We start from the raw sequence: 13,302 nt of genomic DNA on the forward strand, positions 1-13,302 counted from the left end.
ATCCGCGCCGCGCCGGGCGTCAGGTTCAGGCGTGGCCGGTTTGTCCGGCCGGCGTGGCGGCACCAAGGTAGCCGAGTTCCGATGAGAGCTGTTGGGCGATGGCGCGCACGCGGCGATCCATCGTACCGCCCCATTCTGCATCGAATATGCTTTGCGCGCCCAGCACGATCAGCCCCATGGCGAGATGGCCGTTGGCGTCGAACACCGGCATCGAGAACGCGTTGATGCCCGGCAGCACGCCGCCGAGCGTGCGCGCGGCACCGTGCGCACGCACCTCGGCGCAGATCGCGTCGTACTCGGCCAGCGTGCGCGGCATGTCGGGCACGCCGTCATGGCCGCGTGCGCCCAGTTCGCGCTCGATCAGCGGCAGGGTCTGCTTGCGCGGCAGGTAGGCGCCGTAGAGCCGCCCGGTGGCGGAGTTCAGCATCGGCATCACGTCACCCAGGCGCAGGCTGACCGTGACCGGGTGGCTGGACTCCTCCCAGTGCACCACCGTGGGACCATGGTTGCCCCACACCGCGATGCCGGCGGTCAGGTCCAGCTCGTCGCGCAGCTGCGACAGGATCGGGCGCGCCTTCTTGACCGGGTCGAGGCGGTTCAGCCCGGCCAGCCCCAGTTGCAGCGCGAACGGCCCCAGGTCATAGCGCCCGCTGACAGGGTCCTGCGCCACCGCCCCAAGCCGCATGAAGCTGACCAGGTAGCGGTGGGCCTTGGCCGGGTTCATGTCGGCGGCGGCGGCGAGGTCGCGCAGCATCATCGCGCGCGGCGATGCCGCCAGCGCCTGCAGCAGCCTGAAGCCCACCTCGATGGACTGGATGCCGGAACGCAGCTTGGCGTCTTCTTCTTCGATCTCTGACATGCGGGTGGCAGGGCGTGTGCCTGCTGGCTGGGGGAGGGAAAAATCCTAGGTAAATTTACTATAGCGAAATCGATTTACCAATTTTTAAGCGCTCGGTAGACTTTCTCCGCTACAGACCTGGCCGGCGGGCGCACGTGCAGCCCGCCATACCGGGCCCCCGTTTTACCATGGAGACCAACGATGCGCCCCCCTGGCTACTTCCGCCCCGCCCTCGCCGCCCTCTGCGCCCTCCCCCTGCTCGCCCTGCTGTGCGCCGCCAGCACTCCCGCGCGCGCCGACACCTGGCCGTCGCAGCCGATCCGCTGGGTGGTGCCCTACCCCGCCGGCGGCGGCACCGATGTGGTCGCGCGCACCGTGGCCCAGGCGATTACGCCGGGGCTGGGCAAGCAGGTGGTGATCGACAACCGGCCGGGCGCCGCCACCATCGTCGGCGCCGATGCGGTGGCGCATGCCAGGCCCGACGGCTACACCGTGCTGACCGCCGATACCGCCACGCTGGCCGCCAACCCGTCGTTGTACAAGAAGCTGCCGTACAACGCCGACAAGGACTTCGTCTATATCGGCCAGCTGGCGCGCTTCCCGCTGGTGCTGGTGGCCAACCCCAATTTCCCGGCGCGTACGCTCAAGGAAGCGATCGACTATGCGCAGAAGCACCCGGGCAAGGTCAACTTTGCCTCGCCGGGCGCCGGCAGCCCGCACCACCTGGCGATGGAGCTGTTCATGGACCAGACCCGGGTCAAGATGACGCACGTGCCCTACAAGGGCGCCGCGCCCGCGGTGCAGGACCTGCTCGCGGGGCAGGTCGACCTGATGTTCCTGGACCTGGCCTCGGGCCAGCAGAACGTGCAGGCCGGCAAGCTGCGGGCGCTGGGCGTGGCCACGCCCAAGCGGCTCACCGTGCTGCCGAGTGTGCCGACCGTCGCCGAAGGCGGCGTGGCCGGCTTCGAGGCCTACGCCTGGCAAGGCATGGTGGCGCCGGCCGGCACGCCCAAGGCCGTGGTCACGCGGCTGAACGCCGAGCTGGTCAAGGCGCTGAAGACGCCCGAGGTGCAGAAGAAGCTGGAAGGCGTGGGCGTCGAAGCGGTGTCGAGCACGCCCGAGGAATTCGCCAGCTACGCGCGTGCCGAGGCCGAGCGCTGGGGCAAGCTGATCAGGGCCAAGGGCATCACGGTCGACTGAGCGCCGCGCGCGCCGCGTTAGACTAGCGCCCATCGCGCCTGCCCGGCAGGCGCCCCCGATCCCTACCGCATCCCATGAAACTCGCAACCCTGAAGGACGGTTCGCGCGACGGCCAGCTGGTGGTCGTGTCGCGCGACCTGAAGACCGCGCACTTCGCCACCGACATCGCCGGCAAGCTGCAGACCGTGCTCGACGACTGGCAGTTCTACGCACCGCAGCTGCAGGACCTGTACGACGCGCTCAACGGCGGCCGCGCGCGCCATCCGTTCCCGTTCGCGCCGAAGGACTGCATGGCGCCGCTGCCGCGCGCCTACCAGTGGGCCGACGGCTCGGCCTACGTCAACCATGTCGAGCTGGTGCGCAAGGCGCGCGGCGCCGAGATGCCGCCCGAGTTCTGGACCGACCCGCTGATGTACCAGGGCGGCTCCGACGATTTCCTCGGCCCGCACGACGACATCGTCTGCGCCAGCGAGGCCTTCGGCATCGACTTCGAGGCCGAGGTGGCCGTAATCACCGGCGACGTCAGGATGGGCGCCACCCCGGAGCAGGCCGGCGAGGCCATCCGGCTGGTGATGCTGGCCAACGATGTGTCGCTGCGCAACCTGATCCCCGCCGAACTGGGCAAGGGCTTCGGCTTCTTCCAGAGCAAGCCGGCGACGGCGTTCTCGCCGGTGGCGGTGACCCCCGACGAGCTGGGCGAGGCCTGGCGCGAGCGCAAGGTGCACCTGCCCATGACCGTGCACTGGAACAGCAAGAAGGTGGGCCAGCCCGACTGCGGCACCGACATGGTGTTCGACTTCGGCCAGCTGATCGCCCATATCTGCAAGACCCGCAACGTGCGCGCGGGCAGCATCGTCGGCTCGGGCACGATCTCCAACGTCGACCGCAACAAGGGCTACTGCTGCATCGCCGAGAAGCGCATGCTCGAGACCATCGACGAAGGCAAGCCGGTGACCGAATTCATGAAGTTCGGCGACGCGGTCAAGATCGAGATGTTCGACGCGCAGGGCCACTCGGTGTTCGGCGCGATCGACCAGCTGGTGGCGGCCGCCTGAAGCACGCCGGGCCGGGGAACGCAGCCGCGCGCCGGATTTGCATATAATTAACCGACCGATCGGTTGGTAAATTTGATTGCAGTCACCTGCGTCCGGCGCCCGCGCTGGCGTCCACCTCAAAGGCCCCCATGACCACTCCTTCCGCTGACACCGCCGCCCTGTCCCCGCGCTACGCGCGCTACCGCGCGCTGACCCTGCGCCGCCACGGCCCGATCCTCGAAATCGTCATGGGCGCGGCCCAGTCGGCCAACCAGAAGCTGGCCACCGCCGACGCCAACATGCACCGCGAGCTGGCCGAAATCTGGCGCGACGTCTCCGCCGACCCCGAGGTGCGCGTGGCACTGATCCGCGGCGAGGGCAAGGGCTTCTCCGCCGGCGGCGACCTGGCACTGGTCGAGGACATGGCCAACGACTTCGACACCCGCACGCGCGTCTGGCACGAGGCGCGCGACCTGGTCTACAACGTCATCAACTGCGACAAGCCGGTGGTCTCGGCGATGCACGGCCCGGCCGTCGGCGCCGGGCTGGTGGCAGGCCTGCTGGCCGATATCTCGATCGCGGCGAAGACCGCGCGCATCGTCGACGGCCATACCCGGCTGGGCGTGGCCGCGGGCGACCATGCGGCGATCGTGTGGCCGCTGCTGTGCGGAATGGCCAAGGCCAAGTACTATCTGATGCTGTGCGAGTCGGTCAGCGGCGAAGAGGCCGAGCGGATCGGCCTGGTCTCGCTGGCGGTGGATGAGGACGAACTGGTGGCGCGCGCGTTCGAGGTGGCCAACCGGCTGGCGGCAGGGTCGCAGAGCGCGATCCGCTGGACCAAGTACGCCCTCAACAACTGGCTGCGCATGGCCGGCCCCGCGTTCGATACCTCGCTGGCGCTGGAATTCATGGGTTTTGCCGGCCCCGACGTGCACGAAGGCATGGCGAGCCTGCGCGAAAAGCGGCCGCCTCAGTTCAGGTAACGACGACGCAGCCGCGCTCCCGGAGGTCCGGGCACCGGGCTGCGCCGCACACGGAGCGCGCGACCATGTTCGGACAGATTCCCGATTTCACCAATGGCTTCGACTTCATGCGCCGGCTATGGGGCGGCGGCGCAGGCATGCCCGCCGGCCTGATGCCCGGCCTGCAGGCGATGACGCCGCCGATGGACCTCGAAGACCTCGACAAGCGCATCGCCGACCTGAAGGCGGTGGAAAGCTGGCTGCAGCTCAATACCAACCTGCTGCGCACCACCATCCAGGGACTGGAAGTGCAGCGCGCCACGCTGGTGGCGCTGCAGACCTTCGGCAACGCGCTGTCGCCCGAGGCGATGCAATCGGCGATGGAAAACGTCGCGCGCGCCGCCAACGCCCCCAGCGCCGAGGCGCCGCAACGCACCGGCGCGGATACCGGCGCCGGTACCAGTGCGGACACGGGCAGCGCCGCGCAGCCCGAGCCGGCGGCCGCCGAGCCAGCGCAGGCTGGCGCCAGCGACGCCGAGACCGCTCCGGCGCCCAACGCCGCGCTGTGGTGGGACATGCTGCAACAGCAGTTCAACCAGATTGCCAGCAGCGCCGCGGCGGCCAGCATGGTGCCGTTCGGCATGGGCGGCTTTGGCGCCGCGGGCGCCGCCACGCCAGCCGGCACCGCCCAGTCCGGCGCAGAGAAACCCGGGACCGCGGCAGCCGGCAAGACGCCTTCGGCTGGCACCGCCAGCCCTGCCGCGAAGAAGGCGCCGGCGAAAAAGGCGCCGGCGAAGAAAACGGCTGCCAGCAAGCCAACCAAGGCCAAGCCGGCGCGCGAGGCCGAAGGTGGCCATGGTGGCAACGGCAGCGGCAACGGCGGCAGCAACGGCACGGGCGGCAGCGTCACCAACTGAGCCTGCCGCTGCCTGACGCCCCCATCCCACCCATGCATCGCGATTCGCTGCCACTGCCCCCCGCGGCGCCCGCTTCCACGCCGAACCCCGCCGCCACCGCCCTGATCCTGATGGGCGGCGGCGCGCGCGCTGCCTACCAGGCCGGCGTGCTCAACGGCGTGGCGCGCATCGCCGCGCGCCATGGCAAGGCGCAGGCCGCGCTGCCGTTCGGCATCCTCGCCGGCACCTCGGCCGGGGCCATCAACGGCGCGGGGCTGGCCATCCATGCCGGCGACTTCGAGGCTGCCACGCAGAGCCTGGGCGCGCTCTGGCACAGCATCCATGCCGACGAGGTCTACCGCACCGATGTGCTGCGCGTGGGCGTGTCGGGGGCGCGCTGGCTGTCGACGCTGGCGCTGGGCTGGGCCACGCAGCGGCGCGCGCCGCGCGCGCTGTTCGACAACACCCCGCTGGGCAGCATGCTGGGCGAGCTGTTCGAGCCCGCACGGGTGCAGGCCAGCCTCGACAGCGGCGCGCTGCAGGCGTTCGCGGTCACGGCGCTGTCGTACAGCACCGGGCGCCACGTGACCTTCTACCAGTCGCACCACCGCATCCATCCGTGGCACCGCAGCCAGCGCATCGCGGTGCCGGCGCAGATCACGGTGGACCACCTGCTGGCCTCGTCGTCGATCCCGTTCCTGTTCCCGGCCATGCCGCTGGAACTCGATGGGCACCACGAGTGGTTCGGCGACGGCACCATGCGCCAGATGTCGCCGCTGTCGCCGGCGATCCACCTGGGCGCGTCGCGCATCCTGGCGATCGGCGCGGCCTCGCGTCAGCGCTCGGGCTGGTTCGACACCATGCCGGGCGGCGGCTATCCGTCGCTGGCGCAGGTGGGCGGGCAGGCGCTCGCCAGCATCTTCCTGGACGGCCTGAACGCCGACCTGGAGCGGCTGTTGCATATCAACCGGCTGCTGGCGCGCATGCCCGAGGTGGCCGGCGACCGCGAGGGCTGGCGCCCGGTGCAGGTGATGACGGTGGCGCCCAGCGAGCCGATCGAGGCCATCGCCGCCGAGCACCAGAAGCAGTTGCCGCGCACCGTGCGCGCGCTGCTGGCGCCGCTGGGCGGCACCGAGGCGCGCGGCGCCGCGTTTGCCAGCTACCTGCTGTTCGAGCCGGCCTTTACGCAGGCGCTGATCGCGCTGGGCGAGCGCGACGCCGAAGCCCAGGCCGACGAACTGGCGGCCTTTCTCTACGGCATCGTCCCAGGCACGGCGCCGGCCGCGCCCGACACCGGCGACCACGCGGCCGAGCAGGCAGTCTCTCCCTGAGTTGCCGCCGTCACATGACGGTCGCACAGGCGCTCGCGCTGGCACTTTGGCCCGCCGCCGCGGCGCTGATCGCCCGGAAAATGCAGAAGGCGCCGGCAAACCCCGCCCGGCGTTGCATATTTGCCCCGCTCCGGCCTAAAAAAGGAGAGAAGAGAATAATTCGCATCTGGTAGAATCTGCCCGTAATTTCAAAGGCTTACCATGCTCTACCCCGAACTGTTCAAATCGTTGGAAGCCGTCCGCTGGCACATGGACAAGGACATCCCCTGGGAGTCCTTCGACGCCAGCATGCTGACGGACGACCAGGCCAAGACCATTCGCATGAATGCGATCACGGAATGGTCCGCCCTGCCCGCGACCGAGATGTTCCTGCGCGACAACCGCCACGACTCTGACTTTTCGGCGTTCATGAGCATCTGGTTCTTCGAGGAACAGAAGCATTCGCTGGTGCTGATGGAGTACCTGCGCCGCTTCCGTCCGGACCTGGTGCCGACCGAGGAAGAACTGCACGCGGTGCGCTTCGAGTTCGACCCGGCGCCGCCGCTGGAAACGCTGATGCTGCATTTCTGCGGCGAGATCCGCCTGAACCACTGGTACCGCCGTGCCGCCGAATGGCACACCGAGCCGGTGATCAAGCATATCTACCGCACCCTGTCCCAAGACGAAGCCCGCCATGGCGGCGCCTACCTGCGCTACATGAAGAAGTACCTGGCGCAGTTCGGCGACAGCGCACGCGCGGCCTTCGCCAAGATCGGCGTGCTGATGGCATCGGCGCGCCGCACCGAGAAGCCGCTGCACCCGACCAACCTGCACGTCAACAAGGCGCTGTTCCCCAACGACACGGTGCAGTCGCGCCTGCCGGACCCGGACTGGCTCGAGAAATGGCTGGACGAGCAGATCCGCTTCGACGAAGGCTGGGAGAAGAAGGTCATCGAACGGATCCTGCACAATATGTCGCTGCTGTTCGAGCGTACCTTCGAAAGCGTGCAGGACCTGAACCGCTACCGCAAGGAGCTGAACGCCAGCCTGCAAGGCGCCGGCGCGGCCCGCCCGGCGCAGGCCTGAGCGGCCCGGTCCGGATAAAAAAAATGCCCCGCCGAAGCGGGGCATTTTTTTACCTTCGCGCATTCCCGACAAATGCGGCCCGCGGCGGCACGCCGGATCGTCCGGCCCCTCGCGGGTAGGGTGCTACGCCGTTTTCCTGTTCCCGGAAATACGGTGCCGCGGATGATAAGCGCGCCAGCCGCCGCGCAGGTAGTAGCCGGTTACTACATCCCTTGTCGCCATCCTCGTCGTGCTGTCGCCTGCGCCGTGCCGCGATGGCATCAGCCAGCGCGGCACGGAGCGCACGGCAAGAACAGGTACCATTCGGGCAAGCGCGCCGGCTCCGCCACGGTGCCGGCCTCCAACTTTCCCATGTCCCGATCCATGTCCGTACCCGCCTTCGAATCCAAGCTGACTCCCGCCGACGACACCGCCGCGCTGGCCGCGCGCATCGCCGCGCTGCCGCGCCCGCTCGTATTTACCAACGGCGTCTTCGACATCCTGCATCGCGGCCATGCCACCTACCTGGCGCAGGCGCGCGCGCTGGGCGCGAGCCTGGTGGTCGGCGTCAACAGCGATGCCTCGGTGAAGATGCTGGGCAAGGGCGACGACCGCCCGCTCAACCATGAGACGGACCGCATGGCGCTGCTGGCCGCGCTGGCGTCGGTCGACCTGGTGGCGATGTTCCGCGAACAGACGCCGGTGGAGCTGATCCGCCTGGTGCGTCCCGACATCTACGTCAAGGGCGGCGACTACGATATCGACACGCTCGAAGAAACCCGGCTGGTGCGCAGCTGGGGCGGCCAGGCCTATGCCATCCCCTTCCTGCACGACCGCTCCACCACCAAACTGCTGACCAAGGTGCGCCAGGGCGGCTGAGCCGCCGCGCCTGCATTATTTGGCCCGAACTAAGCGCCCGGCGCCGACGCCGGCGTGGCCGGCGGCGCTTGCAGCCGCATGCGCTCGCCCCGCACCTGCTGCTCCAGCCGGTGCGGCTCGCGCGGCGATTCGAACCAGCCCGACAGCGGCTGCGCGCCGAACGCGCCCAGCACCGCGGCCAGCAGCACCGCGTTGGCCAACAGCAGCAACAGCAATGCGATGCGCAGGGAGCGGGTGATCATGGGGGAATCGGATCGAGGTGGGGACGTGGCGCCGTTACGCGTCGGCCATGGCCATCGCATGCAGGCCGAGCAGCACCAGATTATCGTGCATCTCGAACGGCACCGCGAGCGCCCCTGCCAGCGCGCCGCGGGCGCCGCCTGACAGCAGGCAGCGCGGCGGGCGCGCAGCATCGCCGCGCTCGCCCAGCGCGCGCCAGGTGCGCTCGATGGCGCCGGCCTGCGCGGCCAGGCAGCCGGCGGCAATGGCGTCGTGGGTGTTGTCGGCCCAGCGCCGCTGCGCGCCCGCCACGCTGCCGGCCTCGCCCACATCCAAAGCCGGCAGCTGCGCCGTATTGCGCGCCAGCGTGCCCAGCATCAGCGCCAGCCCCGGCAGGATCAGCCCGCCTTCGAAGCGCGCGCCGCCAGCCTCCGTCACGGTGACGATATCGAGCGTGGTGGCGGTGCCGGCGGTGACCACCAGCAGGGTTTCGCGCGGCAGCCAGCGGTGCGCGCCAACCGCGCCGGTCCAGCGGTCGACGCCCAGCTGGGTCGGTTCGCGATAGCCGTTGGCAAGGTCGCCATGCGCGGCGGCGCTGCGTACCCATTGCACCGGCGCGCAGCCGCCGAAGGCATCGACCAGCGCGGCATCGACGGCGGCGGCGATGACCGACCCGGCCACATTACTGATCCACACCGACGGCATCGGCCCGCTGGCGCGCAGTGCGCGCAGCTCGGCGGCCAGCGTCCGCAGCGCGCCGTCGTCGGCATGCGTCACCGCGCCGGCGTGCTGCCACGGCGTCGGCAGTGCAGGGATGCCAGTGGTGGCAGGCAGCGCCGCACCGGCGTCGCACCACGCCCACTTGAGCCGGGTATTGCCGATATCGACCAGCAGGCGCGGCGCGTTCATGCGTCTCCTTCCTGGCCGGGGGCGGGCCGCAGCGACAGCTCGCCGCTGGCGATGCGCTCCAGTCCGGCGGGCGTTTCCAGCAGCAGGTGGCCGGCCTCGTCGACGCCGCGCGCCATGCCTTCGGCGATCACCTGGCCGTCGTGCAGCAGCCGCACCGGCTGGTCGCGGTAGGCGTCGGCGGCGGACCAGCGCCGCGCCATCGGCCCGAAGCCATGTGCGAGGAAGTCCGCGCGCATCGCCACCAGCCGCTCCAGCACCGCGGCCAGCAGGCGCGGCGCATCGCGCCCGGCATCGAAGCCCGGCATGGCCTCTGCCACGCCCGCCAGTTCGCGCCCCAGCGCGGCTTCCATCTGCGCATCGCGCACCAGGTTCAGGCCGATGCCGATCACCGCCCAGACCCGCTGCGGACCCGCCGGCACCGATTCGATCAGGATGCCGGCCAGCTTGCGACCGTCGATCTGCAGATCATTGGGCCATTTCAGCCCCACCCGCGCCCCCAGCGCCGGCGCCACGTCGCGCAGGGCCTCGGCCAGCGCCAGGCCCACCGCCAGGCTCAGGCCGGTCAGCTGCGCCGGCGCCAGCGCCAAAGGCAGCGCCACCGAGAAAGTCATGCCGGCCTGTCCCTGCCACGGCCGCCCCTGGCGTCCGCGCCCAGCGGTCTGGCGATAGGCCAGGCGCAGCGTGCCGGCGTCGGACCACGGCGCCTGGCGGCACCGCGCGGTCAGGTCGGCATTGGTCGAGCCGGTTTCCTCGACCAGTTCCACAGTCCAGTCGCGCAGCGCGGGCGACAGCATGGCGCGCAGCGCGCCTTCATCGATGCGCCACGACGTGGCAGTGGAAGGATCGGGCGGATTCGGAGGAACGGCGGACATGCGCGGCAATGGATGGGAATGGGCGGGGTCGCGGTCGGCACAGGCGGGATTCCGGCCTGCAACCGGCGTCCGCGGCAGATGCCGCATTGTAGCCGTGCCGCGCGCCAGGGCATGCGGCCGGGCACGGCGCGGTCGCGCCAGCCGGGCGCGTGGCTTAGAATCGAGACTCGGCCATCACATCGCTTGCCCTTGGAACGCCAGACGACGCCAGACTTCCAGATCACGCGCGGGCACGGAACCGTCAGCGTACAGCTGCGTGGCGACTGGACCGCGCTCGCGCTGGCCGGCTGCCGCCAGGCGCGGCAGCTGCGCGCGCAGCTGCACGAGTTGGCGCAGGCCCCGGATCACGCGCAATGGTCGCTGGCCGGCGTCGAGCGCCTCGACCATATCGGCGGGCAGTTGCTGTGGCAGGCCTGGAACGGCGCGCTGCCGCAACGGCTCGAGGCCAGCGAGGGCCAGCGGCGCGTGTTCGAGCGCATCGCCGCGGTGCAGGACGAGGGCTGGAAGAAGCACATGGTGGACCGCTTCAACCCGGTCACGCTGTTCGGCGCCAACGTGCTGTCGTTCGGCGCGCAGCTGGGCAACGGCATCACCATGCTGGGCCAGCTGGCGTTCGACCTGCTGCGCTTCGCGCGCATGCCGCAGCGCGGCCCGTGGCGCGAGATCTCGGCCAATATCTACAACGTCGGCTACAAGGCGCTGGGGATCACGGCGCTGGTCGGCTTCCTGATCGGCATCGTGCTGTCGTACCTGTCGGCCAACCAGCTGCGCACCTTCGGCGCCAGCACCTTCATCGTCAATATCCTGGGCATGGCGGTGATCCGCGAACTGGGGCCGGTGCTCGCCGCGATCCTGATCGCGGGGCGCTCGGGCTCGGCCATCACTGCGCAGATCGGCGTGATGCGCGTGACCGAGGAGCTGGACGCGATGCGCGTGATGGGCATCTCGCACGGCTTCCGGCTGATCATGCCGCGCGTGATCGCGCTGGCCATCGCCATGCCGCTGCTGGTGGCGTGGACCGACGTGATGGCGCTGGCCGGCGGCATGCTGGCCGCGCGCATGCAGCTGGGCATCAGCGCCACCTTCTTCCTGCGCGAGCTGCCCGATGCGGTGCCGGTGGCCAACCTGTGGCTGGGGCTGGGCAAGGGCGTGGTGTTCGGCATCCTGATCGCGCTGACCGCGTGCCATTTCGGGCTGCGCATCAAGCCCAACACCCAGAGCCTGGGCGAAGGCACCACCGCCTCGGTGGTGACCGCGATCACCATCGTGATCCTGGCCGACGCGGTCTTCGCCATCCTGTTCAAGGACGTGGGCCTGTGAGCGCGGCGCCAGTGAACCCGACCCGGCCAGGCGCGACGCAGCCGGCGCCGGAGCGCACTCCGGTGATCGAGGTCCGCAACCTGGTCAAGCGTTTCGGCAAGGCGGTGGTGCACGACCATGTGGACCTGGACGTCTACCGCGGCGAGGTGCTGTCGATCGTCGGCGGCTCGGGCAGCGGCAAGACCGTGCTGCTGCGCCAGATCGTCGGGCTGGAGCGTCCCACCTCGGGCACCATCAAGGTGTTCGGCGAGGATCCGGCGCGGCTGCGGCCGGCCCAGCTGCAGGCGCTGCGCAGCCGCTGGGGCCTGCAGTTCCAGCGCGGCGCGCTGTTCTCGGCGCTGTCGGTGATCGACAACATCGCGCTGCCGCTGCGCGAGCTGCGCGCGCTGCCCGACAACCTGATCTGCCAGGCGGCGCTGCTCAAGCTGCAGCTGGTGGGGCTGTCGGCGCGGGATGCCGACAAGATGCCGTCGGACCTGTCCGGCGGCATGATCAAGCGCGTGGCGCTGGCGCGCGCGCTGTCGCTGGAACCCGAGCTGCTGTTCCTGGACGAACCCACTGCCGGCCTGGACCCGATGGCGTCCGACGACTACGTCGCGCTGATCCGCGAGCTGCGCCGCGAGCTGGGCCTGACCGTGGTGATGATCACGCACGACCTCGACACGCTGGTGGCGCTGTCCGACCGCGTCGCGGTGCTGGCCGACCACAAGGTGATCGCGGCCGCGCCGATTGCGCAAGTGGTGGAGGTGGACCATCCCTTTATCCGCGAGTATTTCCTGGGCGAGCGCGCCCAGCGCGCCCTGCAGGCGCTGCCCCAGCCCGGGCAGCCCGCGGCGCCGCCCCCTGGAGAAGCATGATGGAAAACAAGTCCCACGCCTTCCTCGCCGGCGTGTTCACCATCGGCCTGGCCGTGCTGGTGCTGTTCGCGATCTTCTGGTTCAGCAGCGACCACGCGGTGCGCGTGCCGTACGACCTGATCACCCGCTCCACCGTCAACGGCCTGGGCCCGCAGGCCGACGTCAAGTACCGCGGGCTGGCGGTGGGCAAGGTCGAGTCGATCAAGTTCGATCCGCAGGTGCCCGGCCAGATCATCGTGCGCGTCAACGTCAACCGCGAAACGCCGATCACGCGCACCACCTATGCCACGCTGGGGTTCCAGGGCGTGACCGGGATCGCCTACGTGCAGCTCGACGACTCCGCCGCGCACGACGGCACGACCGCCTCGCCGCCGCTGCCGACCTCGCCGCGCGCGGTGGCGCGCATCGCCATGCGGCCCGGCTTCTTCGAGGAACTGGAAAAGCGCGGCGATTCGCTGCTGACCCAGGCCGAGACCCTGATGGGCTCGCTCAACGACATGTTCCGCGGCGCCAACCGCGACGAGCTGATGGCGGCGATCCGCTCGGTGCGCAAGACCGCCGAAGACTATTCGCGCCTGTCCGATTCGCTCGCGCCGGCGGCGCAGCGCCTGCCGAAAGTGGCCGAGAACCTGAACGCGACGCTGGAATCGACCCGGCGCCTGACGCAGGAACTGGCCAATCCCAACGGCACCGTGATGCGCACCGTCGACAGCGTCGGGCGCGACCTGCAGGGGGCGGCCGCGTCGGTGCAGTCGGCCGCGGGCACCTTCAGCGAAGAGACCCTGCCGCAGCTCAATGGCCTGGCCCGCGACGCGCGCCAGACCGCGCGCAGCTTCGAGCGCGCCGCCGGCCAGTTCAACGAGAGCCCGAGCAGCGTGCTGTTCGGCGCCCCCGCACCCACGCCAGGGCCGGGCGAGCCGGGCTTCAGCGCGGCCCCGTAG

At 70.2% G+C, this 13,302-nt stretch carries 14 protein-coding genes; 10 read left to right on the plus strand and 4 right to left on the minus strand.

The window, feature by feature from the left end; all coding sequences use genetic code 11:
- Nucleotides 1-25: 25 nt before the first annotated feature.
- A complete protein-coding gene (locus tag C7416_RS19905) occupies nucleotides 26-859 on the minus strand; it encodes an IclR family transcriptional regulator (protein WP_111520527.1) in 834 nt (277 codons plus the stop codon).
- Between the two features lie 180 nt (nucleotides 860-1,039).
- On the opposite strand from C7416_RS19905, the gene C7416_RS19910 reads away from it, so the two are divergent.
- From C7416_RS19910 to rfaE2, 7 genes are all read left to right on the plus strand, one after another.
- Nucleotides 1,040-2,038 (plus strand): Bug family tripartite tricarboxylate transporter substrate binding protein, encoded by a 999-nt coding sequence (locus C7416_RS19910; RefSeq protein ID WP_111520528.1) that lies wholly within the window; start codon nucleotides 1,040-1,042, stop codon nucleotides 2,036-2,038.
- Between the two features lie 74 nt (nucleotides 2,039-2,112).
- On the plus strand, nucleotides 2,113-3,093 hold the full coding sequence (locus C7416_RS19915) for a fumarylacetoacetate hydrolase family protein (protein ID WP_111520529.1): 981 nt from the start codon (nucleotides 2,113-2,115) through the stop codon (nucleotides 3,091-3,093).
- Nucleotides 3,094-3,221: 128 nt separating this feature from the next.
- Nucleotides 3,222-4,055 carry an enoyl-CoA hydratase/isomerase family protein gene (locus C7416_RS19920; RefSeq protein WP_111520530.1) on the plus strand — a complete coding sequence of 278 codons (834 nt, stop codon included), beginning with the start codon at nucleotides 3,222-3,224 and terminating at the stop codon, nucleotides 4,053-4,055.
- 65 nt (nucleotides 4,056-4,120) lie between these two features.
- Nucleotides 4,121-4,951, plus strand: a complete 831-nt coding sequence (locus C7416_RS19925) for a PhaM family polyhydroxyalkanoate granule multifunctional regulatory protein (protein ID WP_111520531.1) — start codon at nucleotides 4,121-4,123, stop codon at nucleotides 4,949-4,951.
- Between the two features lie 32 nt (nucleotides 4,952-4,983).
- The gene (locus C7416_RS19930; protein ID WP_111520532.1) at nucleotides 4,984-6,261 is read left to right on the plus strand and encodes a patatin-like phospholipase family protein; all 1,278 of its coding nucleotides are present in this window, start codon (nucleotides 4,984-4,986) and stop codon (nucleotides 6,259-6,261) included.
- 201 nt (nucleotides 6,262-6,462) lie between these two features.
- Nucleotides 6,463-7,326, plus strand: coding sequence for a ferritin family protein (locus C7416_RS19935; protein ID WP_062796223.1), 864 nt, complete (start codon nucleotides 6,463-6,465; stop codon nucleotides 7,324-7,326).
- A gap of 363 nt (nucleotides 7,327-7,689) precedes the next feature.
- Complete coding sequence (gene rfaE2 / locus C7416_RS19940) at nucleotides 7,690-8,184, plus strand: D-glycero-beta-D-manno-heptose 1-phosphate adenylyltransferase (RefSeq protein ID WP_111520533.1); 495 nt, start codon at nucleotides 7,690-7,692, stop codon at nucleotides 8,182-8,184.
- A 29-nt stretch (nucleotides 8,185-8,213) separates the two neighbouring features.
- On the opposite strand, the gene C7416_RS19945 is transcribed toward rfaE2, so the two are convergent.
- The 3 genes from C7416_RS19945 to C7416_RS19955 are packed head-to-tail and all read right to left on the minus strand — an operon-like array spanning nucleotide 8,214 to nucleotide 10,184.
- Nucleotides 8,214-8,426 (minus strand): hypothetical protein, encoded by a 213-nt coding sequence (locus tag C7416_RS19945; RefSeq protein ID WP_111520534.1) that lies wholly within the window; start codon nucleotides 8,424-8,426, stop codon nucleotides 8,214-8,216.
- Nucleotides 8,427-8,460: 34 nt separating this feature from the next.
- A complete protein-coding gene (locus C7416_RS19950) occupies nucleotides 8,461-9,312 on the minus strand; it encodes a type III pantothenate kinase (RefSeq protein ID WP_111520535.1) in 852 nt (283 codons plus the stop codon).
- Complete coding sequence (locus C7416_RS19955) at nucleotides 9,309-10,184, minus strand: biotin--[acetyl-CoA-carboxylase] ligase (protein ID WP_111520536.1); 876 nt, start codon at nucleotides 10,182-10,184, stop codon at nucleotides 9,309-9,311. Before C7416_RS19955 ends, C7416_RS19950 begins: the two co-directional genes overlap by 4 nt.
- Before the next feature lie 183 nt (nucleotides 10,185-10,367).
- Here C7416_RS19955 and C7416_RS19960 point away from each other — a divergent pair, with 183 nt between their 5' ends.
- The 3 genes from C7416_RS19960 to C7416_RS19970 are packed head-to-tail and all read left to right on the plus strand — an operon-like array spanning nucleotide 10,368 to nucleotide 13,302.
- Entirely contained in the window at nucleotides 10,368-11,504 is a 1,137-nt protein-coding gene (locus C7416_RS19960) for an MlaE family ABC transporter permease (RefSeq protein WP_111520537.1), read from the plus strand.
- Nucleotides 11,501-12,361 carry an ABC transporter ATP-binding protein gene (locus C7416_RS19965; protein WP_181461280.1) on the plus strand — a complete coding sequence of 287 codons (861 nt, stop codon included), beginning with the start codon at nucleotides 11,501-11,503 and terminating at the stop codon, nucleotides 12,359-12,361. The genes C7416_RS19960 and C7416_RS19965 overlap by 4 nt, the downstream gene beginning before the upstream one ends.
- On the plus strand, nucleotides 12,358-13,302 hold the full coding sequence (locus C7416_RS19970) for an MlaD family protein (protein ID WP_111520539.1): 945 nt from the start codon (nucleotides 12,358-12,360) through the stop codon (nucleotides 13,300-13,302). The genes C7416_RS19965 and C7416_RS19970 overlap by 4 nt, the downstream gene beginning before the upstream one ends.

The organism is Cupriavidus phytorum (assembly GCF_003254285.1).
Lineage (GTDB): Bacteria > Pseudomonadota > Gammaproteobacteria > Burkholderiales > Burkholderiaceae > Cupriavidus > Cupriavidus phytorum.

Excerpts from the sequence above, each read along its gene's own strand:
- C7416_RS19905 (WP_111520527.1), bottom strand. The coding sequence starts at position 859 with ATGTCAGAGATCGAAGAAGAAGACGCCAAGCTGCGTTCCGGCATCCAG.
- C7416_RS19910 (WP_111520528.1), top strand. The coding sequence starts at position 1,040 with ATGCGCCCCCCTGGCTACTTCCGCCCCGCCCTCGCCGCCCTCTGCGCC.
- C7416_RS19915 (WP_111520529.1), top strand. The coding sequence starts at position 2,113 with ATGAAACTCGCAACCCTGAAGGACGGTTCGCGCGACGGCCAGCTGGTG.
- C7416_RS19920 (WP_111520530.1), top strand. The coding sequence starts at position 3,222 with ATGACCACTCCTTCCGCTGACACCGCCGCCCTGTCCCCGCGCTACGCG.
- C7416_RS19925 (WP_111520531.1), top strand. The coding sequence starts at position 4,121 with ATGTTCGGACAGATTCCCGATTTCACCAATGGCTTCGACTTCATGCGC.
- C7416_RS19930 (WP_111520532.1), top strand. The coding sequence starts at position 4,984 with ATGCATCGCGATTCGCTGCCACTGCCCCCCGCGGCGCCCGCTTCCACG.
- C7416_RS19935 (WP_062796223.1), top strand. The coding sequence starts at position 6,463 with ATGCTCTACCCCGAACTGTTCAAATCGTTGGAAGCCGTCCGCTGGCAC.
- rfaE2 (WP_111520533.1), top strand. The coding sequence starts at position 7,690 with ATGTCCGTACCCGCCTTCGAATCCAAGCTGACTCCCGCCGACGACACC.
- C7416_RS19945 (WP_111520534.1), bottom strand. The coding sequence starts at position 8,426 with ATGATCACCCGCTCCCTGCGCATCGCATTGCTGTTGCTGCTGTTGGCC.
- C7416_RS19950 (WP_111520535.1), bottom strand. The coding sequence starts at position 9,312 with ATGAACGCGCCGCGCCTGCTGGTCGATATCGGCAATACCCGGCTCAAG.
- C7416_RS19955 (WP_111520536.1), bottom strand. The coding sequence starts at position 10,184 with ATGTCCGCCGTTCCTCCGAATCCGCCCGATCCTTCCACTGCCACGTCG.
- C7416_RS19970 (WP_111520539.1), top strand. The coding sequence starts at position 12,358 with ATGATGGAAAACAAGTCCCACGCCTTCCTCGCCGGCGTGTTCACCATC.